Genomic DNA, 22,723 nt, shown 5'->3' with positions numbered 1-22,723 from the left:
CAGCTAGAGCGCGACCACGAGCTTCCGTGCCGAGACGCCCGCGCGCAGGCGGTCCATCGCCGGCTGGATCGCCTCGAGCCCCGTGCCGACGACCTCGGCTGCGGGCGCCGCCACGTAGCGGCCCTCGGCGAGCGCGGCCGGCAGGAACCGCCCCCAGAGCATCGCGCCGACGCCGTCGTGCATGAGCGCGCTGCCCCAGATGAAGCTCGCCCGGATCCCGCGGACGCGTGCGCGGAGCATCAGGGCCGGGGTCGCCGTGCCCATGCGGATCCCGAGGCGCACGAGCGGCAGGCCCACGCGGCCGCCGCGCGGCAGGGTCTCGAACGACACCGGCGGGCTCGCCATGCTGACCCGCGTCGCGCCGCTCGCGATGGCGATGTCGACGGCCGGCGCCCCGGATCCCGTGCCGATCGCGAGCACGCCCGCCACCTTGCGGCCGCTCTCCGCGAGCTGCGCCGTGATGTCGCGGACCGCCGTCGGGCTGCGGTAGTCGAACGCGCGGCTCGCGCCGAGGCTCCTCACGAGCTCGTGGTTGCGCGGCGACGCGGTCGTCACGACGTCGTAGCCGGCGGCGACCGCGAGCTGGATCGCGTTCATGCCGACGCTCGTGGATCCGCCCCACACCACCACGGTCTCCCCCGTCGGCGGCGTGGTCGCGTCGGGCATGCGCAAGCCGAGCTGGCCGGCGCCGAAGAGGCCGGACGCGGCGGTCGAGATCCCGAGCGGGAGGACGGCGGCGTCCTCGAAGCGCATCGCGTCCGGGATCGGCGCGGCGAGGTTGTTGCGCACGATCGCGCGCGTCTGGAACCCGCCCTCGGGCGCGTGCCGCCGCCCCTTCTCCATGCCCACCGCGTACGCGACGACCCGGTCGCCGACGGCGAAGCGCGTGACGCCGGGGCCGACCTCCTCGATGACGCCCGCGACGTCCTCGCCCAGCACCGCGGGGTGCGGGAGCCAGCGGTACATGAGGTCGCCCATGTGCTGCTTCATGGTGTCGAGCGGGTTGATCGCGACGGCGCGGACGCGGACGGCGACCTCGCCCTCCCGGGGTGCGGTGCGCGGCGCGGACCCGACGGTGAGGTCGGCGGCGGACGAGGCGAGCCAGGCGGCGGTTTCGGTGGACACGGCGGATCTCCGATCTGAGGATCGCGCTGCCTGATGACATCGCGTGTCATCAGTATGCACTGTCATGGCACGTCGCGTCATCACCTAGGATCGACGCATGAGCAGATGGCAGCCGGACACGCGCGAGCGCCTAGCGGCCGCCGCGCTCGAGCTGTTCCAGAGCCGGGGCTTCGCCGAGACGACCGTGCCGGAGATCACCGCCCGCGCCGGCCTCACCACCCGCACCTTCTTCCGCCACTTCGCCGACAAGCGCGAGGTGCTGTTCGCCGAGGAGGACGAGCTGCCCGCGCTCGTGACGCGCATCATCCGCGAGGCGTCGCCCGACCGCTCCCCGCTCCAGGTCGTCGAGGACGGCTTCCCGGAGGTCGTCGCCTCCCAGTTCGCGGAGGGGCGCGACACCCTGCTCGCCCGCAAGCGCATCATCGGCGCCGACGCGGGGCTGCAGGAGCGCGAGATGCGCAAGGTGCAGGCGATGCAGGAGGCCGTGCGCCAGGGCTTCGCGGAGCGCGGGTCGGATCCGCTCACCGCCGTGCTCGTCGCCCACGCCACCGCGACGGTCTTCGGCGTCTCCATCGGCCGCTGGCTCTCCGAGGGCGGCGCCGAGACCGACCTCGCCGAGGTGCTGCGCGAGACGCTCGACGCGTTCCGTCGGGTGATGACGGCGGGCGCATGATGCGGGTCACGTACGACGGGTCGCGGACGCCGCGTACGTCGAGCTGGCCGGGCCGGCCGGCGACGGACGCGTGGAGACGACGATCCACTCCATCACGACGCCCGGCGACCGCGGCGAGGTCGCGCTCGACTTCGACGCCGACGGCCGCCTGCTCGGCGTCGAGGTGCTGCACGCGAGCGCGGTGCTGCCCGCGGCGGTGCTGGCGGATGCGGTGCGGATCGCCTAGCTGCCGCGCAGCACCTTCTGCATCGGCCGGCCGCGAGCCACCTCGTCCACGAGCCGGTCGAGGATCCGGATCTCCTTCATGAGCGGGTCGTCGATCTCCTCGATGCGGACGCCGCAGATGACGCCGCGGACCTCGTCGGCGAGCGGGGTGAGGCGCGCGGCGGCGAAGAAGTCCTCGAACGTGGTCTCCGCGTCGAGGTGGTGCTGGAGCTCCGCGGCGTCGAAGCCGGTGAGCCAGGTGATGACCTGGTCGACCTCCGCGCGCGTGCGTCCCTTCCGTTCCACCTTCTTCACGTAGAGCACGTAGACCGACGCGAACGACGTCGTGAAGATGCGGTGCATGGTCGGAGCGTAGGCCGGTGAGGTCGGGGGCGCCAGGTACCTTCGCGTCACCCCCGACGAAAGGCTCCCATGTCCGAGCACGACGAGACCTCCTACCTGCTCCGGAACCCAGTCGGCGCGAAGCGACTGATCGAGTCGCTCGAGCGAGCGCGTCGCGAGGAGTTCGTCGAGCGCGAGCTGATCGAGCCGACGGATACCGAGGACCCGCACGACTCGGGGGAATAGGCAGGCTCAGGGCCGTGGTTCACATCCATGCAGACGCAGCCACCTGGATCCGCCGCCGTCGAGCACCGAGGAGCGCCCCATGGCCACCAAGATCGGCTTCCTGTCGTTCAACCACTGGCAGGACGTGCGCGGATCCCGCGTCCGCACCGCCCAGGACTCGCTCCTGCAGTCGGTCGACCTCGCGATCGCGGCCGAGGAGATCGGCATCGACGGCGCGTACTTCCGCGTGCACCACTTCGCGCCGCAGCAGGCGTCGCCGTTCCCGCTGCTGGCCGCCATCGCGAGCCGCACCAGGCGGATCGAGATCGGCACCGGCGTCGTCGACATGCGCTACGAGAACCCCCTCTACATGGCGGAGGAGGCGGCGATGACCGACCTCATCTCCAACCGGCGGGTGCAGCTCGGCATCAGCCGCGGATCCCCCGAGCAGGTCGAGGCCGGCTACGAGTCGTTCGGCTACGTGCCGCGCGACGGCGAGACCGACGCCGACATGGCCCACCGCCACACCGACCTCTTCCTCCGCGCGCTCGAGGGCGAGGAGCTCGCGACCGCGGCACCGCAGCGCGGGATCATCGCGGGCGGCGTCGCCATCACGCCGCAGTCGCCGGGCCTCCGCGAGCGGATCTGGTGGGGCGCCGGCACCCGCGCCACCGGCCGGTGGGCGGCCGAGCAGGGCATGAACCTCATGTCGTCGACGCTCCTCTCGGAGGACACCGGCGTGCCGCTCGACGTGCTGCAGGCCGAGCAGATCCAGCTGTTCCGCGACGGCTGGGCCGCCGCCGGGCACGCGTGGGAGCCGCGCGTGAGCGTCAGCCGCAGCATCATCCCCATCGTCGACGACGAGTCGGAAGCTTTCTTCGGCGTCCGCTCACAGATCGAGGGCCGGGACCAGGTGGGCCAGGTCGGCGGCGAGAAGTGGCGCTTCGGGCGCTCCTACATCGGCACCCCCGAGCGGCTCATCGAGGAGCTCGGCAAGGACCAGGCGATCGCCGCGGCCGACACCCTCCTCGTCACGATCCCGAACCAGCTCGGCGTGGACTTCAACCTGCGGTCGCTCGCGGCGATCAAGGAGATCGGGCGGCGCTGGGGTGGGATCGCGCGGATGCCGCGGTGGGGGGCGTCGGCCTCATCCGCTGACAGTTGAGGAAGCGCCCGTCACGGAAGGCGCCGCTTAGAACAACCCACTAGCGCCGCGGCTCACAGAGCCTGCACGAATCGCCTACTACAATCAGCCAACGGTTCCAAACAGTGGGAGGTGTTTCGCGTGGGTTCACCGGCCACCCCAGAGCTCGCTGCTCTCTCGCGACTGTTCTCGCCTGCCGCTATCCGCGAACTTGGCCGAAGCGGCCGCTCTCCCCTTGTCGCTCGCCTCCTGCAAGACACTTCCGTCCCAGCGGATCTGCCCGGAGGAGCGACGCTCCGGGACGCACTCAATCTCGGTTACCAGAAGCTGACGAAGTCAGGTAATAGAGACGACTATGTCTATCGGAGTGCGGTAGTCGAGAAGATCGCCCTCGGTCGACATAACCTCCGCACAGCAACTGTTTTGAGCGAGGTGCGCGCACGAGCGTCCAAGGCGGATCTAGTCATTCTCAACGATACCGCCACGGCTTACGAGATCAAGTCGGAGAGAGATTCGCTCGGTCGGCTCGCTAGCCAGCTCAGCGACTACAGGTCTGTCTTCGCGAGTGTCACGGTGGTCACGAGCCCCCGGCAAGCGGACGCTGTACTTCGCCTGGCCCCGGATGACGTCGGCGTACTTGCACTATCTCCTCGCCTTCGGCTGCAGGTCATTCGTGAAACCCGGGATCTTCCCGAACGCATCGACCCAACGGCACTCTTAGACACTCTCCGCTCAAGCGAAGCTGCGCAGGTGCTCTCGAGGATTGGCGTAGAGACGCCCGACGTTCCGAACACCCACCTCCGGGCGGAACTAAGACGGATTTATGCGGCTCTCGATCCGGTCGAAGTGCATCGGCATGCCGTCACCGTCTTGAAGCAGAGTCGAACACGCGCAGCTCAGGAAGCGCACATTGGCACTTTGCCGCCGTCGATCAGGACTGCAGCCCTGTTCGGCGACCTAAACGACGGCGGGCGCGCAAATTTGTCTGCAGCCACTAGTACATCAATGTCGTCAGTGATGACCTGGAGTTAGGAACGAAGATGTACTTTCCCTACTTTCGCGGTAAGCAGTTCGAGTTGATAGCAATCCGCGAGTCAGCGGCGGTCATCGCAGACGCAGGTTTCAATCCGATCATCGAGCCGGTTCGCGAGACCTTCAAAGGACTTCAGCGCACCTTAGACGAACTGCTCCTGAACGGGGCCAAAGCCACGGTGATCGTGAATCCGAGACACGGTGACCACAGGGATAGCAGCGAAATTCTTGCACAATACATGGCCGACAGCCACGGAGACAACGACGCAATCTCTCCGGCGCTTCTTCTCACGAGCGACCTGACTGTGGGCGAGGTCCTTCGGCTCATCGAACCCTACTCTGAACGGCCACTAACGCTCGTGCATGCGGGGTTCACCGACGGAAAGACCCTAGCGAACAACGTCCAGCCGGATTCAATGACGCATGTTTTTCTTGACGCCCGTAATACCCTCTACCGCCGCCCATTTAAGGGCGCACGGCGTATCCTGATTGAAGACGGGTTCAAACGGATGAAAAACGCGGACTACGACCTCGTCGACAGGTTCTCAGATCTTCACGTGACCTACGAAGAGCTAGGAGGCGATGGCTACGGTGACTTCCTGACGATTGGCGATCACTACAGCGAGGGCGGCGGCCCCGCATATGCCGTGGCCATCCATCTGACCTATATCGACCCTTCAAACGATGACGCGATGTTCGTTTATCATTTCAAGTCCGACTCAAACGACACTCCTGTCGACCCAGCAGGCAAATTCGCGCAGGCGCTCGCCAAGCTCATCTCAGCGGTCGATGATCCCCTAACGAAGATTCTCTCCACAACGTCTGTCGAAGAGTTCCGCGATTTGCACTCCCGCAAACACTTCCCTGGCCTGGGATATGTCAAGAAATTGTCCATCAAGCATCACATCGAGACGCTTGCAGCCTACCACGCGAATGTCTGAGCGCCGTTGCTGCGCGACTTGTTTTAATGATCGACACGTTCGAGCAGAACTGATCAATCAATGTGAACCTGTTAGGCAGAACTGCGACTACTGTGGCGAGACAGATGTGCTCTGCGTTATCCCCTCCAGGCTGAGTCAATGGTTTGCGCCGCTCATCGCGACCTACACCGAGAATCCGCACGGGGATTTCCTGGTCCGACACCTGATCAGCGAGTGGAGGATGTTCTCGAGCGACAGGTTGAGTGAAGCAGAAGCAAAAGAGCTACTCGCCGATGTTCTGGACGATGGCGAAATCGTCCGCAAGAAGTTCATGCCTATCGCGCATTCGGACGGCGGCAATCTTCGTCGCTGGGAAGAGTTGCGTGACGAGCTCATGCACAGCAACCGATGGTTCCTCGAGGAACCCATGGACATGGATCGCTTGGCGGTTCTGCTAGACCAACTGATCACTACACCCAATGCTCACGAGTTCAGCGACTGGTATCGGGCCCGCCTAATGACGGGCGACGATGCATTTCCTCTGACAGACATGGGGGCTCCTCCGCGCAACAAGGCGGGTCACGGTCGAGCAAATCCCGCAGGTATTCCGTACCTCTACCTGGGGTCCACCCGCGCAACCGCTGTCGCAGAGCTTCGCCCTCACACCGGCGAGCGAGCATGTGTTGCTCGCTTCGACCTGTCAGACGCAGACAACCTCAAGCTAGCTGACCTTCGTGATCCTCGATCCCTAATCTCGCCGCTTAGCGATGGCGATGAGACCTTAATCATCCAACTTCGAGCCGACCTACCACTCCTTGAGCGACTAGGCGAAGAACTGACTCGCCCCGTTCAGCCGAGCGGCGTCGCTTATGAGTACGTTCCAACACAGTACCTCTGCGAGTACATCAAGAAGAGGGGATTCGACGGGGTCATTTACACAAGCTCGGTCAGCAGCGACAATGGAGTGAACATTGCACTTTTTCATCCAACCGTTGCAACCGCCACTCATCTAGACGTAGTCTCCGTCACTAAGGTGACGGTGGCTATCGAGAGCTGACGCCTGAGTCGGTACAATTCTGAGAGCACTGAGTCGACATCTCATCAGACGGCTCGTATCGGCTGAGCGCACAGCACAACCTCTACAGCTAAGTCACCGCGGGGCCATTCAAGTGGTCCAGTGCATGGACCTTGACGGCAGCCCTACTGGAGACGGCTGGATGTTTATTAACACTTCAGCGCTATCGCCCACGGGAGACCGAACCCCTGAACGGTGTTGCTCGCTATGACCACCTCGAATCAGCTCGGCGTGGACTTCAACCTGCGGTCGCTCGCGGCGATCAAGGAGATTGGGCAGGCGCTGGGGTGGGACCGTTCCGAGGCGTCCGTGGGGGCGTCGGCCTGATCCGCTGACGCCGCGCGCTCAGTCGCCGGTCGGGCGCTTGCGCTGCTGCTTCGTCGCGGAGCGCTGCGTCTTGGCTGCGAGGCGGCGGCGCTGCGAGCCCTTCGTGGGACGGGTCGGCCGTCGCAGGGCGGCGTCGGGCGCGAGCGCATCGGCCACGATCTCGCGCAGCGCGTCGAGGGCAGCCACCCGGTTCCGCAGCTGCGAGCGCTGCTCGGAGACCGTCACGGTGATCGCTCCCCCGACCATGCGCCGGTCGAGCCGCTGGAGGATCCGCGCCCGCTGCTCATCGCTGAGCACCATCGACCCGGCTGCATACCACGTGAGTTGAACCCGGCTGTCGGACGTGTTGACGTGCTGCCCGCCGGGCCCCGACGACCGCGAGAACCGCCAGCGCAGCTCGGCCGCGGGGATGGTCAGCGCGGGGCCGACCTCGAGATCCATGCGGCAAGGGTCGCACGCTTCGCGCGAGCCGGTCGGCCGCTTGGCACCGCCGCCGACGCTCGGCGCGACAGCGACCGCGAGTCGTCGCGGTCAGCCGTTCCAGCCGCCCACCGGAACGGTCTGCCACCCGATGTTGTTGTTCCGGCGGTTGCCATACGCGGATTCGAGCGATGCGCAGTTGCCGTGGGTGTAGAAGGTGATGTACGTGCCGTCATTGCCCTTGATGTTGACCGACTGCACGTTCAACGTCCGGATGGATGCCGCGTTGTTGCGAATCCGCTGACCCGAGCCGGCGCTGCCATACTGCGTGCTGTTGAAGGTGTCGTTGATCCACGCCTCGCCGTGGTTCGCTCCCGTGTAGATGCGCGACGCCGACGAGCAGTTGAGACCGTAAAAGATCTCGAAGCTCGGCGTCGCGGCCGCCGCTGATGCGGTAGCCGGGCTAGAGCTCGTCTCGGCTTTCGCAGCGCCGGCGCCGGCAATGACCGATGCTCCGATCACCCCCAGGACGGCTGCTGTTCTCCAAGTGCTTGCCTTGCTCATGTGGGCTCCTTCGACCGCGGCCATGGGCTCCCCATGGCCTGCCCAAGAGCTAATAGTCAGACCGCTCTGGCCGCTAGACCTGAGGCTTGATCGTCCCCCGACCCATACCCGTAGTCGTGGATCGGCCGGAGGCCGCTCCCTCATGCAACCCAGGCGCTCCTGGCTCCAGCCCGCGCAGACCGGCGGCAAGCGCACGCGTCTCATGCTCCCGACACGGGCACGATGCGGCGCGCCGCATCCGCAGGCCGCCGGGTTGGCCGTGCTGTCGCGCCCTCAGCCGCGGATCAGTGCTCCGCGCTCGACTCCACCGCCCCCGGCCGCCGCGCCGTGAGATACAAGCGATGCGCCGTGATCACCAGCGCGAGCCACGCGCCGCTGAGGAAGAAGGCGGCGAGCACATCCGTGAACCAGTGGTGGCCGAGGTAGACGCGGGAGAGGCCGATCGTGAGGGCGAAGACGACGGCCACAGTGATCGAGAGCACGCGCGTCGCCCGGCGGTGCTGCCGGAGGAGGAGCAGGTAGGTGAGGATCCCGGCGATCGCCACCGCGTTGAGCGTGTGGCCGCTCGGGAACGACGGCGACGTCTCGTACGGCGGCACCGCGTCGGCGAGGGCAGGACGGGCGCGGCCGATGAGGTCCTTGCCGGCGATGGTGAGCAGCAGGGATCCGGTGCCGGCCGCGGTGACCAGGATGATCGGCGTCCAGGAGCGTCGCCGCACCGCGAGGGTCAGCATGGCGACGACCGCGATGATCGGCATGACCGTGACGCCCGCCACGTCCGTGTAGGCGGTCGCCGCGTCGTTCAGCCACGGCGTCCGGATGCCGATCATGAACGCGAGGATCGGCTTGTCGAACCCGGCGACCCCGTCGGAGTCGGTCACGTTGTCGTAGACCTGCGCGGCGACCGCGGAGAGGCCGACGGCCAGCACGAGGCCCACCAGCAGCATGATCACGAGGGCGGCGTGGGGGCCGAGAGCGCGCACGATCCGCTGCACGCCGCGGGCGAGGATCCGGCCGGCCGGCGTCACCCAGCGGGTGAGGTCGCGGTCGCCGAGGAACCGGTCCTGCCGCAGCTCGTCGTCCACGATCTCGACGCGCGCATCCGGGGCGGGCGCAGACCCGGGCGGACGGCCGGTCTCGGCGGTCTCGGCGGTCTCGTCGGCGCCGGGGACGTGCTCCCGGCCGTGTTCATCAGTCATGTCGGATCCTCCGTGCCGGGCGGAGGGTCCCGCTCCTCGACGTTACCCACCCGGCGGGCGGACGACGGGCGACGCGGCGGGACGCAGGCTCAGCCGCCAGGTCCGGGATCCTCCACCGCCGTCCCGATGTCCCACACGAACGGCGGCGGCGTCCCGTTGACCGACCAGTCGCCGACGATGCGCGCCTTCTAGATGTGCGGGTTGTGCGACGCGACCGTGCGGGCGTTCCGCCAGTGCCGGTCGAGCCCGCGGGCGCGGCTCGTGGCGGAGGCCCCGAGCGTGTCGAAGACGCGGGTGGCGGCGCGCGGCACGGACTCCGACAGCACGACCTGCGCCTGCGCCGACCGGATCTCCGCGAGCACGTTGGCCTGGATGTCGGCCTCGCTGCGGGGATCGTGCGCCATGTCCGCGGCGGCCTGCACCGCCTCCGCCACGCCGCGCACGAGCAGCCGCGCCGTGTACGCGACCGACGAGATCTCCCCCACCACCGCCTGGATCTGGGCGTCGTCCCGCACGAGCGACGCGACCCCGTGGCTGTACACGCGCGTGCGCTCCCGCACCGCCTGCGCCGTGTCGCGCTCGGCGGCCACGGCCACCCCGGCGAGCACCGCCAGCAGGACCAGCTGGTACAGCGCCGTCTGGTAGCGGAACCGATCGGCGAAGGGCGCGATGTGCGCGGGATCCACCTCGGCGTCGGTGAAGACGATGGTGCCGGTGCCCGTGAGCTGCTGGCCGAAGCCGTCCCAGTCGTCGGAGATCACGACGCCCGGCTGATCGGTGCGCACGACCGAGGTCACCGGCTCGCCGTCGCGATCGGCGGTCACGTCCGTCCACCCGGCGAAGATGCTGCCCGTCGTGTAGTACTTGCGGCCGTTCAGCACCCACCCGTCCCCGCGGCGCTCGAGCTTCGTCTGCGAGGTCCCGATGGCGCCGGAGCCGACCTCGCTCCACGCGTTGCCCACGATCTCGCCGGCGGCGAAGCGCCGCAGCCACGCGTCGCGCTCCTCGCCGGGCGGCGCCTGCAGGCGGTCCTCCACGAAGGCGACGTGCCCGCGGAGGATCTGCGGCAGGTTCGAATCCGCGACGGCGAGCTCCACGAGCACCTCCGCGAGCTCGGGGATCGTGAGCCCGTCGCCGCCCAGGTGCACGGGGACGCGGAGGCCCGCGACGCCGGCGTCGAGCAGGAGGCGCAGCTCATCCACGGGCAGCTCGTGCTCGCGCTCTCGGGCGACGGCGCCCTCCGCGATGCGGTCGAGCACGGGTCGGAGGCGGGTGAGCACGGCGTCGAGGCGGGAGGTCACGGCGTCGCTCACGTGTAGAGCGAGATCGGCTGGAGCTCGCCGGTGAGCGCGTGGGCGCCCACCTCGAGCTTCTTGTAGTCCACGGGATCGTGCAGCGAGTGCGTGCGCACGTTCCGCCAGAAGAGGTCGAGGCCCGTCGACGACCGGGCGGAGCTGGATCCCGTGACCTCGAAGACGCGGTTCGCGACCTCCACCCCGACCTCCGTCGCCACCACCTTGAGCTTCGCGACGTCGATGGCGATGCGTCCGCGGATCTCCGCGGTGACGCCGTCGCCGAGGTCGACCACCCCGTCGAACGCGCGGCCGACGCGATCCGCCAAGGCCTCCACGGCCGCGATGCGCGACGCCAGCTCGCCGACGACGCGCTGCACGAAGGGATCGTCCCGGTACGCGTCCACGCCGCTCAGGAACCAGGCCCCGCGGCGGGCCCGCACGAGGTCGAGCGCCTGGGCGAGCGCACCCTCCGCGATGCCGAGGTAGAGGTTGCCGAAAGCCAGCTGGATCGCCGGGGTCACCAGCGTGGAGAAGGGCTCGTCGGAACCGACGCCGAGCACGTCGTCGGGTTCGACGCGGACGTCGGTGAACCGCACGGATCCGCTCGCGGACAGCCGCTGGCCGAGCGCGTCCCAGTCGCCGAGGTAGGCGATGCCGGGCCGGTCGTGGTCGAGCGCGAAGACGACGATCCGACCGTCGAGCTCCCCGCCGGCGACCACCGCGTTCACGAGGATCACGTCGCCCGCGGACGCGCCCGTCGAGAAGCGCTTGAGGCCGTCGAGCTGGTAGCCGTCGCCGTCGGGGGTGAGCCGCAGGTCGGGATCGGTGGGGTTGACCGAGTCGCCCCACACCCAGCGTCCGGCGATCGTCCGCCGGTACCCGTCCGCGCGCACGTCACCTGTGGCGGTGAAGCCGAGGTTGCCCGAGTTGATGTAGTGGTACGCGAGGACCTGCGCGATGGACGCGTCCGCGCGCGCGAGCACGCGGATGGCGAGGACGGCCGACTCCCAGTGGCCGCCCCCGCCGCCGTGCTCGGCCGGGTCGAGCAGGTTCACGAGGCCGCTGTCGCGGAGCAGGTCGAGCTCGGCGGTGGGATCCAGGCCGGCGCGGTCGCGGGCCAGGGCGTCCTCGGCGAGGGTCGCGGCCACGTGCTCGGCGATGCCGCGCCAGTGCGCGAGCTCCTCCGCGGTCGCGTGCCCGTGCCACGGCGAGCGCGTGGCGATGTCGGTGACGTCGGTGATGTCGGTCATGTCAGGACCTTCCGGGGACGAGGGGCGGGGTGGACAGGCGGGGCGCGGTGTCGTCGGCGGCGCTCGGCCCGCCGACGTACGCGCCGCGGTAGGCGTGCGCGGGATGCCACTCGGGCACGACGGGTGATCCGCTGCCGTTGAGACGACCGCGCAGCGTGCCCTCCGGGTACTCGTCCCAGACGCGGCCGCGGCGCTGCAGCTCCGGCACGAGCAGGTCGACGACGGCCTCGAACGTGCCCGGTGTGATCACGTAGGCGAGGTTGAAGCCGTCGATGCCGGCCACCTCGATCCAGCGCTCGAGCTCGTCGGCGACCGTGGTCGGGCTGCCGACGATGACGGCGCCGATGCCGCCGATGCCCACGTGGTCGGCGATGTCGCGGGGCGTCCAGTCGCGGTCCGGGTCGTAGCGCGTGAAGATCGCGAGGGCCGATCGGGCGGCGTCCGTGTCGACGTACCGCAGCGGCGCGTCCGGGTCGTACCCGCTGAGGTCGAGCCCGGACCAGCCTCCGTAGAGCGCGAGCGCCCCGTCGAGGCTGACGTACCCGCGGTACTCGTCGTACTGCGCCTGCGCCTCCTCGTCGGTCTGGGCGACGATCACGGTGGCGAGCGTCAGGATCTTGACGCTGTCGCGCGGGCGGCCGATGCGCTCGGCGCGGTCCCGGATGTCGTCGGTGATCGGCCGCGTGAGCTCCGGCGTGAGGCCGTTGATGAAGACCGCCTCCCCGTGCTTGGCCGCGAACTCCCTGCCGCGCGGCGACGCGCCCGCCTGGAAGACGACGGGCGTGCGCTGCGGGCTGGGCTCCGCGAGGTGCACGCCGGGCACGCGGAAGTGCTCGCCGTCGTGGGCGATCGGGTGGACCTTGGCGGGGTCGGTGTAGATCCCCCGCTCGCGGTCGATGACGACCGCACCGTCCTCCCAGGAGCCCTCCCACAGCTTGTAGGTCACGTCGAGGAACTCGTCGCCGATGGCGTACCGGTCGTCGTGTCCGATCTGCCGCTCGAGCCCGAGGTTCCGCGCCGCCGAGTCGAGGTAGGAGGTGACGACGTTCCAGCCGATGCGGCCGCGGGTGAAGTGGTCGAGCGTCGAGAACCGCCGCGCCAGCGCGTACGGCAGCTCGTAGGTGGATGCGACCGTCACGCCGAAGCCGAGGTGCTCGGTCGCGTGCGCCATGGCGGAGACCTGCACGATCGGGTCGCCCACGGGGATCTGCGCCGAGTCCTCGAGCGCCGGCGCCGCCGAGTGGCGGTACACGTCGTAGACCCCGACCACGTCGGCGATGAACAGGGCGTCGAACCGCCCGCGCTCGAGCAGGCGGGCGAGGTCCACCCAGTAGTCGAGGTCGCCGTACCGGTGCGCCTCGTTGTCGGGATGGCGCCAGAGTCCGGGCGCCTGGTGAGTGACGCAGCTCATGTCGAACGCGTTGAGGATGATGCGCGATGGCACGGGTGCCTCCAGTCGATCCGGGCGACCGACCGCTGTCGGACGGCCGGGCGACGTGCCGACCTGCGGCCGTCGGGGCCCGAAGCTACCGGCCGGGCTCCGGGCCGGCGAGGGCACGGTGTCGCACGACGCAACGCGGGTACGCACGTCGTAACACGGTGACGCCGCGTTGCGTCCGCGCTTCCCCCGGGCGGTCGTGGATCCCTACCTTCCTCACCAGTGGAGGTGCACGAGCCCTCCGCCCGCCGATCCACACGAGGAACCCATGTCCACGATCCGATCCCCGCGCGTCGTCCGCACGCGCCGCCGCGTGGTCGCCGTCGGCATCGCGACCGCCGCGCTCGCCCTCTCGGCCTGCGCCGGCGCTCCCGCCGAGGCCGGCTCCGCCGACGGCGACATCTCCGGCCAGGAGCTCACCGTGCTGATGATCTCGTCGCACCAGGGCGCCGCGGACCAGCTCGCGAAGGAGTTCCAGGCGGAGACCGGCGCCGTCATCAAACCGGTCATCGTGCCCTACGACGAGATCGGCTCGAAGCTCGCCCTCGACCAGCAGTCCGGCGCGGACACCATCGACGTTGCCGCGCCCTGGTACGTCTCGCTCGGCGACCTCGCGGCGGACGGCGCGATCCAGGACATCACCGACTGGGTCGGCAGCGACCCCGCGATCGACACGGGCGACTTCATCCCCTACCATCTGGGAGCCGTACAGCCAGGTGGAGGGCCGCACGTACGGCCTGCCCTTCGACGGCGACACGCACGTGCTCTTCTACAACAAGGAGATCCTGGCGCGGAACGGGTTCACCTCGCCCCCGAGGACGTGGGACGAGTACCTGCAGCAGGTGACCACGATCACCGCGAACGAGAAGGCGGACGGCGTGTACGGCGCAGCGGTCTTCGGGCAGAAGTCGCCGCTGATCCTCGGCGCGAGCTTCGCGAACCGGCTCGCCGGCTTCGGCGGCTCGTTCGTCGACGCCGACGGGAAGCCGACCATCGACAGCCCGCAGGCGGTGGCCGCCGCGCAGGCGCTCGTCGACGTGCAGGACCAGGCCCTGCCCACCCCCGCCGAGACCGACTTCGGGGCGGGCAACAGCGCGTGGTTCGCGGGCAAGGTCGGCTTCATCGAGAACTGGACGGATCTCGGAGTGCGGAGCGAGGATCCGACGAGCGGCTCCCAGGTCGCGGGCAAGTGGGGCGTGACCCTGCTCCCCACGGGCGGCGCCGACACGACCTCGCGGGCGTCGCTCGTCGCCGGCTTCAGCTGGGTCGTCACCGCGCACACGCAGAAGACCGCGCTGGCCGAGCGCTTCATCGAGTGGGCGTCGTCGTCGAAGGTGAACGCGGAGCTCCTGACCGCGTCGCCGCCCACCGGGATCGACCCCAACCGCGTCTCCTCGCTCGAGGACGCCACGTACGGGCAGCGCTTCCCGGAGATCCAGGAGGCGAACCGCGCGACGCTCGCCGGCGCGCTCGCCTGGCCGAGCGGGAAGAACGCGACCGAGGCCGCGCAGGTGCTCACGGATGAGCTCGCGAAGCTGCTCGCCGGTGAAGGCGGGACGGCGCAGGAGACGCTCGACCGCGTGCAGGCGAAATGGGAAGAGCTGCTCGGGTGACGGTGTCACTCGCCGGGTCCCGCGCCCGCTGTCCCCGGAGCACCTGGCCGCGACGCGTGTTCGTCGCGCCGTCGGTGCTGGCGCTCGTGGTGCTCGGCGGGTACCCGCTCGTGTTCATCGCGCTCGCGGCCCTCACGGAGTCGAGCCTCGGCCGGCCCTTCCAGGAGTTCGTCGGCACGGCGACGTTCGCGGATGTGCTCGCGGAGGGCGACACGACGACGGCGCTCGTGCGCGGCGTCGGGTACGCGCTGCTGGTCACGGTCGTGAGCGTGGTGCTCGGCGTCGGGACGGGGGTCGCGCTCTGGCGCTCGGTGCACGCGGGAGCGGTCGTGCGGACGCTCCTGCTGCTGCCGATGATCACCCCGCCCGTCGTGGTGGGCGTGCTGTGGAAGCTCGTCTTCCAGCCGAACGGCGGGCTCGGGGACACGGTCGTGGCCGCGGTCGTGCCGGGTGGATCCGCGGTGTCGGTGCTCTCGCAGCCGGTCACGGCGTTCCTCGGCGTCGCGCTCGCGGACGTGTGGGAGTGGACGCCGCTCATCGTGCTGCTCGTCTTCGCGGCCCTCGTCGGCCAGGATCCCGCGGTGGAGGAGGCGGCGGCGCTCGACGGCGCACACGGGCTGCGCCTCGTCCGGAGCATCACGCTGCCCGCGATCTCGGGCACGGTCGCGGCCGTCGCCCTCATCCGCCTGGTGCTGGCGTTCAAGGTGTTCGACCTCGTCTACATCCTCACCTCGGGCGGGCCGGGCCAGGCGACGACCATGCCCGCCTACCTCATCTGGCAGGCCGCGCTGCAGCACTTCGACGTGGGCCGCGCCGCCGTCATCACCCTGCTGCTCGCGGTGGTGGTCACGGCCGTGACCCTGCCCGTGACGGCCATCACCCGGAGGCTGAACCGTGCCTGACGCGACCTCGACCCTGCTCACTCCCGCCCGCTCGGTCCCCGACGCCGTCCCTGCCGCGGCGCGCATCCGGCCGGGGCGCGACCCGCGGACCCGCCGCCCGCGCCGCCACTCCCGGGGCGCCGACCTGTGGCTCGCGCTGTCCCTGGCCGCGGTGCTCGTGCCGCTCGCCTACCTGCTGTCCGTGTCGCTCATGACGCAGGGCGAGGTGTCCGCCGGCGTGCTGGTGCCCACCGATCCGGCCTGGCAGAACTGGACGGCGGCGCTCACCGGCTCGGGGCTGCCGCGCGCGATCCTGAACTCGCTCGCCACGTCCGTGATCGGATCCGTGCTCAGCCTCGCCGCCGCCCTCCCCGCCGCGTGGGCGATGGCCCGGCACCGCACCGGCGGCCGCGTGCTCGCCGGGCTGGTGCTCAGCCCGTGGCTGCTGCCCCCGGTGGTCGCGATCGTGCCGGTGTTCACGTTGCTGCGCATCCTGTCGCTCAACAACACGCTGGTCGGCCTGACGATCGTCTACGCCCTCGCGAACGTCGCCGTCGCCGTCTGGCTGCTCGAGGGGTTTGTGCGGCGGATCCCCGTCGAGCTCGACGAGGCCGCGCAACTCGACGGCGCCGGAGAGTGGCGCGTGCTCGTGAGCATCGTCACGCCCCTGCTGACACCGGCGCTCGTGTCGGTCGGCGTGATCGTCGCGGTGCTCGACTATCAGGAGTTCCTGTTCGCGACGTTCCTCACCCAGGGCCCTGCCGCGCAGACGTTCCCCGTGGTCCTCTCCCTGATGCTCGGCGAGCGGGTGCAGGACTTCGGGAAGATCGCCGCCGCGTCCCTCATCGGCGTGATCCCGCTGTTCGCCGCCGCCACCCTGCTGCAGCGCCGGCTCGTCGCGGGGCTCACCGGCGGAGCGGTCGAGGGGCGCGGCACCCGCCGGGCGCATGCGTCCTGCTGATCCCCCGGCCGCGGGCCACACGCCGCCGTCCTCACCGCCGTCGTCGTCGTGGTGCCGTGGCTTGACACGGCGCTCACGCTCGCCCGGGCGGCGCGTCCGTCTTAGACACGCCCGACCTGCCCCGCGACTCCCCCGCGAAGCCCTTCCGCATGGGCCTCGGCACGAACCTGCTCAACCCCACGGCCACGTGACCTCCTTCACGCCGGGCGGCAGTGCGACGTGCCCATCGGCGACGGCGTCTCCAGGGTCGACACCGTGGGCGTCGCCATCTCGTGGTGTGGCGACAGGCGGGAGGGCGGGCCGCGCCGTCGTACCAAGCCCCAAGAGCAAGGAAACGGGTCACGCCGCGCCTGACGTCGCAGGGGCGGCAGATCAGGGTCCTTAGATTCAAGAGGTTGCCCGAGCGTCCGGATGCTCGGCACGTCGTTGAATGGAGCCCCCCCCCATGGCCGATGGACCTGTCCTCGTATTCCTGCACGGCATCGGTGACGGAGACAAGGAGGACACGTGGCGGGAGCACCTCACCCGCGGTCTGGCTGGGCTCGGCTACCCGGACCTCGTAGGGGTGGAGGTCATCGCGCCGAAGTACTCCCACGCCCTCTTCGGCTGGGATGAGAAGACGGCCCTGCCCGGCTTGACCATCAAGCAGCCCGTCCGCGAGGCGGCGCGCACGAACCGTCGGGAGTTCGAGCAGCGCATGGGCGCCCTGGAGGTCCGGCTCGGACACGAGGACCCAGGACCGGGCGTGCCCTTCGCGGAGGCGGCATTCAGCGTGGCGCTGCGCGACCGCCGGTTCACTCAGGCCCGCAATTACGCGACGGATCCTCAGATCCGCGCGCAAGTGCTCAGCCTGATCCTCGCGCGCATCCCCTCAGAGGGTGACATCGTGCTGGTCGGCCACAGCCTGGGATCCGTCATCGCCGCGGATCTCCTGCGACGGCTGCCGCCCGAGGTGCGCGTGACGGGATTCATCACCATCGGCAGCCCGCTCGCGCACGGGAGCGTCAACGTCGACAAGCTCCGGGACGTCCTGCAGGAACCGCCGACCAACCTCGGCCGGTGGGTCAACTTCTGGAACTTCGGGGATCCCGTCTCCGCCCATCGCGGGCTGTCATCCGGGTTCCCGTGGTTGATCGACTTCCGGATCACCACCCATCAGGTGCTCATCCCCGCACACCGCGCAGCCGCGTACTTGTCCCACGGCTCCGTAGCCGCTGCCATCGGATTCGCGCTCTTCGGCTCGTCGTCCCGAGAGCTGGCCCACGCGGAGACGGGCGCCGCCGTCCCCCTGGACGAGAGCGAGGTCCTGACCGTCCTCGCACTGCGGTACGGGCACCTGACGGCCCAGCGGCTCACGGGGTCGGACCGCGACCGGTTCGTCGGCGCTCTGCGGCTCGTGCAGGCCGCCGCCGTCGCCCAGCTGAAGGGTCGGAACGAGGAGGAGGGCCGTCCCCTGGCGTCAGCGATCGCACGGCTGGCCTTCGACGTGACCGATGCGGCTGCCGTCGCCCCCGAGCCCGTGCCAGGCCAGCACCTCACGAAGGAGACCGCGGCGGTCGTCATGACCGTGCTCGCCACCGAGAACATCATCCGGCCGTTCGAGATCGCGGTCGCGAAGGCCGATCGACAGCGGGCCATGGAGGACCTCACCGCGGAGATGGGGCTGTCCAGCCGCTTCGGAGCGGACGTGTTCGCCGCTGCCAAGGAGGCGCAGGACGCCCTCACCGGAGCCCGCAACGGCACTTGGCTGAGATGGGGAGCGGTCGGTGCCGGTGCGGTCGCCATCATCGTCGCGACCGGCGGGCTGGCGCTGGCGGCCGGAGCTGGCCTCGCCGGCGGCGCAGCTCTCACCAGCGCGCTCGCCGCGTTCGGCCCGGGCGGCATGATCGGCGGACTCCTCACAGCAGGGACCCTCGTGTCCGCGGGTGGAGGAGGCATCGCGTTCGGGCTGGCGAGCCCGGCGACCACCGCCGAGACTGTCGAATCGGTCGTGCAGACGCGGTTGACGGCGACCATCCTCCGCAGGCGGCAAGGACTCGAACCCGACAGCGGCATCTGGGACCTCCTGGCGCAGACGGAGATCGCGGTCCGCCGCGAGCACGAGCGGCTCGACGAGTTCAGCGACGAGTCCTCCTCTGTGCTCAAGGAGCTCACGCGCAAGATCGTCACGATCGAGCGTGCGATGAAGTACCTGTCCGAGAACGGGATGGAGCCCGGAGTCGTGGAGGGAGTGCGCGACCAGACTCCCTGACGTCAGGACGACGCACCCGCTCCCAGCACGAACCGCACCAGCCGCGTCACGCTCTCCGCGTGGTCACCCTGGCGGCCGAGCACGCGCAGCACGATGACGCCGAGGATCGCCTGGCCGAGCTCCTCGACGGGGGCGTCGGCGGGGAGCTGGCCCGCGCGGATCCCCGAGGCCAGGCGCTCGGAGAGGTCGCGGTCGACGCCGAGGCTCGCGCTCAGGCTGTCGCCCACGGCCGCGTCCTCGGCGGCGGCCGCCACGAGCGAGCGGACGAGCGGGCCGCCGGTGGGCGCATCCAGCACGGCGAGCACGTCGGTGAGCCAGCGCTCGATGTCGGCGAGGAGGTCGCCCGTGTCGGGCACGGCGAACTCGACCGGGATCAACCGCCCCTCGGTCATGCACTCGGCGATGAGGGCGCCGCGCGACGGCCACCACCGGTAGATCGTCTGCTTGCCGACCCCCGCCTCCTTGGCGACGCCCTCGATCGTGAGGTGGTCGTAGCCGACGGCGTGGATGAGGCGCACGGTCGCGCCGAGGATCGCCTCGCGTGCCGCCTCGCTGCGGACCCGTCCGGTTCGGTGCTCGTTCACCTGCATGTGGTAGCTCCACAAACTAGACGAGACGTAGCGTATCGTCGACTCGTCTGAGGGAGATGACATGGCGTCAGTGCTGTACCGGCTCGGTTCGATGGCCGCGCGTCGCGCGTGGCTCGTGATCGTCTCGTGGGTGGTGATCCTCGGCATCGGCGTGGGCTCGTTCCTCGCGTTCGCGGGCACCCTCGGCAACAGCTTCGACATCCCGGGCACGGCGTCCGGCGCCGTCACCGACGAGCTCGCGCAGACGCTCCCCGACACCGCGGGCGGCACCGGCACCGTCGTCTACCGCACGACCGACGGCTCGGCATTCACCGACCAGCAGAAGCAGGACATCTCCGCCCTCGCCACCAGCGCGGGCGACCTCCCGGGCGTCGCGCGCGTCGTGGATCCCTTCGCCGTCACCCAGCAGCGCGCCGACCAGGCCGCGCAGCTCCAGAGCGGCGACGCGCAGATCACCGCGGGCCGCACCCAGCTCGATGCCGCGCAGCAGCAGCTCGACGCCGGGAAGGCGCAGCTCGACGCGGGCCAGCAGCAGCTCACCGCCGCGCGCCAGCAGGCCGAGGCCGCGGGCGCTCCGGCCGCGCAGATCGCCGCGCTCGACGCGCAGCAGGCCCAGCTCGACCAGCAGACCCAGGCCCTCCAGCAGCAGCAGGCGACGGTCGACTCCTCGCGCACGCAGCTCGAGTCCGGCGCCGAGCAGGCCGAGCTCGGCCGCACGCTCCTCGGCCTCACGGACGGCATCGGCGTCGTCTCGGCGGACGGCTCGACGGCCATCGTCAACGTCTCCTTCACGGATCCGCGCCTCGAGCTCTCCGAGGAGACCAAGGAGTCCGCGATCGCGCACTTCCAGGACTCCCCCGTCGACGGCACGAGCGTCGACTTCGCGACCGACCTGGCGCAGGGCGTGCCCGAGATCTTCGGCATCGGCGAGGTCGTCGGCCTCGTGTTCGCGGCCATCGTGCTCATCGTGATGCTCGGCACGCTCATCGCCGCGTCGCTGCCCATCGTCACCGCGGTGGTCGGCGTGGGCGTCGGCGTCACGGCCTCGCTCGCGTTCTCCGGCGTCGTCGACATGGCGTCGGTGACCCCGGTGCTCGGCGTGATGCTCGGCCTCGCGGTCGGCATCGACTACTCCCTCTTCATCGTCAACCGGCACCGGAAGCAGATGCTCGCCGGCACGGGCGTGCGCGAGTCCATCGGGCTCGCCAACGGCACCTCGGGCACGGCGGTCGTGTTCGCGGGATCCACCGTCATCGTCGCGCTGCTCGCCCTCAACATCACGGGCGTGCCGTTCCTCGCGCTGATGGGAACGGTCGGCGCGGTCTGCGTGCTCGTGGCCGTGCTGGTCGCGATCACGCTGACGCCCGCCGTGCTCGGCCTCGCCGGGACGCGGGTGCTGCGGAAGCGCGACCGCGCGTCGGCGAGCCGGGCCGCGTCGGCACCCAGCCCGCAGGATGCCGCGAAGGCGCTCAAGCCGATGTCGAACGCCCGCGCCGTGCTCACCGTGGTCGGCACGGTCGTCGCCCTGCTCGTGGTCGCGATCCCGAGCCTGTCGATGCGGCTCGGCCTGCCCGACGGATCCAGCGAGCCGGCCGGATCCACCAGCGAGCGCGCGTTCAGCACGGTCGCCGACGAGTTCGGCGAGGGCGCCAACGGCCCGCTGCTCGTCGTCGCCGACGTGCCGGCCGGCCTCGCCGACGCGGATCTCCTCGCCACGCAGGTCGACGTCGCGCAGGCGCTGCACGACCTCGACGACGTGGTCGCCGTCGCCCCGGTCGCGAACACCGACGACAACACGGTGCTCGCGTTCCAGGTGCTCCCGCAGGAGGGCCCGAACAGCGCGTCCACGGAGCAGCTCGTGCAGGACATCCGCGCGCTGCCCGAGCTCGACGGCGGCATCACGCTCGGCGTCGCCGGGCAGGCCGCCACCAACATCGACATCTCCGAGGCGCTGGCCGCGGTGCTGCCGCTCTACCTGCTCGTGGTCGTGGGGCTGTCGCTGCTGATCCTGATCGTGGTGTTCCGCTCGATCCTCCTGCCCCTCATCGCGACCGGCGGGTTCGTGCTGTCGCTGTTCGCGACCTACGGCCTCATCGTCGCGGTGTTCCAGTTCGGCTGGGGGGCCAGCCTCATCGGGCTCGAGAACAGCGGGCCGATCCTGAGCTTCCTGCCGGTGATCCTCGTCGGGATCCTCTTCGGCCTCGCCATGGACTACCAGCTGTTCCTCGCGAGCGGGATGCGGGAGGCGTACGTGCACGGCGCCGAGGCGCGGCTCGCGGTGGTGCAGGGCCTCCGGGCCGGGCGCGCGGTCGTCACGGCGGCGGCGCTCATCATGGTGTCGGTGTTCGGCGGCTTCGTCTTCTCGGAGTCGACGATCATCCGCTCCATCGGGTTCGGCCTCGCGTTCGGCGTGCTCCTCGACGCGTTCGTGGTGCGGATGCTGCTGATGCCCGCGCTCATGCACCTGCTCGGCCGCTCGGCCTGGTGGCTGCCGCGCTGGCTCGACAGGATCCTCCCGGACGTCGACATCGAGGGCGCCGCGCTCGAGCGCACGCACCCGCACGCGGCGGCGGCGTCGACGCCGGCGGCGGATCTCCCGGCCGGCCTCCCGGCGGACGGCGGGCACGGCGCGCACGCGGCCCCGCCCACCGCGACGACCATCGAGGCCGAGACGGCGGCGGCCCCGCGCGACTGAGCGCACGCCCGGTATCGTCGGGGCGGGCCCTCCGTCGTGCCCGGAAGGCGAGCACCATGACCACGTCCTATCGCCGACCGGGAGCCGCCGACGCACCCGCCGACGCACCTGCACCCGACCGCCTGCCCGTCGTCGTGGTGGGCGCCGGCGTCATGGGCGCCATGTGGATCCGCATGCTCGCCGACTCCCCGCACGCCGCGCTCGTGGGGGTCGTCGACCTCGACGTGCCGCTCGCGGAGTCCGCTGTGCGCGCCGCCGGGCTCGAGGGGATCGTCGTGGGCGCGTCCGTCGCCGAGGTCGCCGCCCGCTCCGGCGCCCGGGCCGTGGTCAACGTGACCGTGCCGCAGGCGCACCGCGTCGTCAACGAGCAGGCGCTCCGCGCGGGCCTCCCGGTGCTGTGCGAGAAGCCGCTCGCGCCGACCGTCGCCGAGGCGCTCCGCCAGGTCGCGCTGGCCGACATCACCGGCGGGCTCCTGATGGTCAGCCAGTCGCGCCGGTA

20 protein-coding genes and 2 pseudogenes are annotated in these 22,723 nt (G+C 70.3%); 13 read left to right on the top strand and 9 right to left on the bottom strand.

The window, feature by feature from the left end; translation table 11 throughout:
* Positions 1-3: 3 nt before the first annotated feature.
* Positions 4-1,125 carry a zinc-binding alcohol dehydrogenase family protein gene (locus tag CMS_RS01930; protein ID WP_012297848.1) on the bottom strand — a complete coding sequence of 374 codons (1,122 nt, stop codon included), beginning with the start codon at positions 1,123-1,125 and terminating at the stop codon, positions 4-6.
* 97 nt (positions 1,126-1,222) lie between these two features.
* Here CMS_RS01930 and CMS_RS01925 point away from each other — a divergent pair, with 97 nt between their 5' ends.
* A complete protein-coding gene (locus CMS_RS01925; RefSeq protein WP_012297847.1) occupies positions 1,223-1,798 on the top strand; it encodes a TetR family transcriptional regulator in 576 nt (191 codons plus the stop codon).
* Between the two features lie 70 nt (positions 1,799-1,868).
* Positions 1,869-2,024 (top strand): DUF2283 domain-containing protein, encoded by a 156-nt coding sequence (locus CMS_RS16135; RefSeq protein ID WP_012297846.1) that lies wholly within the window; start codon positions 1,869-1,871, stop codon positions 2,022-2,024.
* Here the strand turns inward: CMS_RS16135 and CMS_RS01920 are convergent.
* Entirely contained in the window at positions 2,021-2,365 is a 345-nt protein-coding gene (locus CMS_RS01920; protein ID WP_012297845.1) for a DUF2200 domain-containing protein, read from the bottom strand. The two genes, CMS_RS16135 and CMS_RS01920, sit on opposite strands and share 4 nt — an antisense overlap.
* 69 nt (positions 2,366-2,434) lie before the next feature.
* Here CMS_RS01920 and CMS_RS17450 point away from each other — a divergent pair, with 69 nt between their 5' ends.
* From CMS_RS17450 to CMS_RS16440, 5 genes are all read left to right on the top strand, one after another.
* Entirely contained in the window at positions 2,435-2,590 is a 156-nt protein-coding gene (locus CMS_RS17450) for a type II toxin-antitoxin system Phd/YefM family antitoxin (RefSeq protein WP_012297844.1), read from the top strand.
* A 79-nt stretch (positions 2,591-2,669) separates the two neighbouring features.
* Positions 2,670-3,734: an LLM class flavin-dependent oxidoreductase gene (locus CMS_RS01915; protein ID WP_012297843.1), complete on the top strand. Its 1,065-nt coding sequence runs from the start codon at positions 2,670-2,672 to the stop codon at positions 3,732-3,734.
* Positions 3,735-3,845: 111 nt separating this feature from the next.
* On the top strand, positions 3,846-4,745 hold the full coding sequence (locus tag CMS_RS18325; protein WP_012297842.1) for a sce7726 family protein: 900 nt from the start codon (positions 3,846-3,848) through the stop codon (positions 4,743-4,745).
* An 8-nt stretch (positions 4,746-4,753) separates the two neighbouring features.
* The gene (locus tag CMS_RS01910) at positions 4,754-5,686 is read left to right on the top strand and encodes a sce7725 family protein (RefSeq protein WP_012297841.1); all 933 of its coding nucleotides are present in this window, start codon (positions 4,754-4,756) and stop codon (positions 5,684-5,686) included.
* Positions 5,687-5,906: 220 nt separating this feature from the next.
* Positions 5,907-6,722 carry an RES family NAD+ phosphorylase gene (locus CMS_RS16440; protein WP_198433869.1) on the top strand — a complete coding sequence of 272 codons (816 nt, stop codon included), beginning with the start codon at positions 5,907-5,909 and terminating at the stop codon, positions 6,720-6,722.
* A gap of 363 nt (positions 6,723-7,085) precedes the next feature.
* Here the strand turns inward: CMS_RS16440 and arfB are convergent, their stop codons facing one another.
* From arfB to CMS_RS01880, 6 genes are all read right to left on the bottom strand, one after another.
* Positions 7,086-7,508 carry an alternative ribosome rescue aminoacyl-tRNA hydrolase ArfB gene (gene arfB, locus CMS_RS01905; protein ID WP_012297838.1) on the bottom strand — a complete coding sequence of 141 codons (423 nt, stop codon included), beginning with the start codon at positions 7,506-7,508 and terminating at the stop codon, positions 7,086-7,088.
* Between the two features lie 90 nt (positions 7,509-7,598).
* Positions 7,599-8,051 carry a hypothetical protein gene (locus CMS_RS01900; RefSeq protein ID WP_086935883.1) on the bottom strand — a complete coding sequence of 151 codons (453 nt, stop codon included), beginning with the start codon at positions 8,049-8,051 and terminating at the stop codon, positions 7,599-7,601.
* 284 nt (positions 8,052-8,335) lie between these two features.
* A complete protein-coding gene (locus tag CMS_RS01895) occupies positions 8,336-9,250 on the bottom strand; it encodes a phosphatase PAP2 family protein (RefSeq protein ID WP_012297836.1) in 915 nt (304 codons plus the stop codon).
* Positions 9,251-9,438: 188 nt separating this feature from the next.
* A complete protein-coding gene (locus CMS_RS01890) occupies positions 9,439-10,563 on the bottom strand; it encodes an acyl-CoA dehydrogenase family protein (RefSeq protein WP_012297835.1) in 1,125 nt (374 codons plus the stop codon).
* On the bottom strand, positions 10,560-11,795 hold the full coding sequence (locus tag CMS_RS01885; protein WP_012297834.1) for an acyl-CoA dehydrogenase family protein: 1,236 nt from the start codon (positions 11,793-11,795) through the stop codon (positions 10,560-10,562). The genes CMS_RS01890 and CMS_RS01885 overlap by 4 nt, the downstream gene beginning before the upstream one ends.
* Position 11,796: 1 nt before the next feature.
* Positions 11,797-13,239 carry an LLM class flavin-dependent oxidoreductase gene (locus CMS_RS01880; RefSeq protein ID WP_012297833.1) on the bottom strand — a complete coding sequence of 481 codons (1,443 nt, stop codon included), beginning with the start codon at positions 13,237-13,239 and terminating at the stop codon, positions 11,797-11,799.
* A 262-nt stretch (positions 13,240-13,501) separates the two neighbouring features.
* On the opposite strand from CMS_RS01880, the pseudogene CMS_RS01875 reads away from it, so the two are divergent.
* The 4 genes and pseudogenes from CMS_RS01875 to CMS_RS01860 all read left to right on the top strand — a co-directional run bounded on the left by CMS_RS01875 (position 13,502) and on the right by CMS_RS01860 (position 18,939).
* Positions 13,502-14,846: pseudogene (locus tag CMS_RS01875) on the top strand (ABC transporter substrate-binding protein).
* Positions 14,847-14,902: 56 nt separating this feature from the next.
* Positions 14,903-15,748, top strand: a complete 846-nt coding sequence (locus CMS_RS01870) for a carbohydrate ABC transporter permease (protein WP_223842693.1) — start codon at positions 14,903-14,905, stop codon at positions 15,746-15,748.
* A complete protein-coding gene (locus CMS_RS01865; protein WP_012297831.1) occupies positions 15,741-16,688 on the top strand; it encodes a carbohydrate ABC transporter permease in 948 nt (315 codons plus the stop codon). Before CMS_RS01870 ends, CMS_RS01865 begins: the two co-directional genes overlap by 8 nt.
* Positions 16,689-17,133: 445 nt before the next feature.
* Entirely contained in the window at positions 17,134-18,939 is a 1,806-nt protein-coding gene (locus tag CMS_RS01860) for a lipase family protein (protein ID WP_094146304.1), read from the top strand.
* 2 nt (positions 18,940-18,941) lie between these two features.
* Here CMS_RS01860 and CMS_RS01855 read toward each other — a convergent pair whose 3' ends face one another.
* Positions 18,942-19,592, bottom strand: coding sequence for a TetR/AcrR family transcriptional regulator (locus tag CMS_RS01855; RefSeq protein WP_223842692.1), 651 nt, complete (start codon positions 19,590-19,592; stop codon positions 18,942-18,944).
* On the opposite strand from CMS_RS01855, the gene CMS_RS01850 reads away from it, so the two are divergent.
* Both CMS_RS01850 and CMS_RS18090 read left to right on the top strand, forming a co-directional pair.
* A complete protein-coding gene (locus CMS_RS01850; RefSeq protein ID WP_012297828.1) occupies positions 19,591-22,224 on the top strand; it encodes an MMPL family transporter in 2,634 nt (877 codons plus the stop codon). The genes CMS_RS01855 and CMS_RS01850 overlap by 2 nt on opposite strands.
* A gap of 56 nt (positions 22,225-22,280) precedes the next feature.
* Positions 22,281-22,646 (top strand): annotated as a pseudogene (locus CMS_RS18090) (Gfo/Idh/MocA family oxidoreductase); the annotation flags it as partial.
* Between the last annotated feature and the right edge of the window lie 77 nt (positions 22,647-22,723).

The organism is Clavibacter sepedonicus, assembly GCF_000069225.1.
In the GTDB taxonomy this organism is placed as follows: domain Bacteria; phylum Actinomycetota; class Actinomycetes; order Actinomycetales; family Microbacteriaceae; genus Clavibacter; species Clavibacter sepedonicus.
Note: the sequence above shows the minus strand (reverse complement) of the source record. Positions and strands in the feature narration are given on the sequence as shown.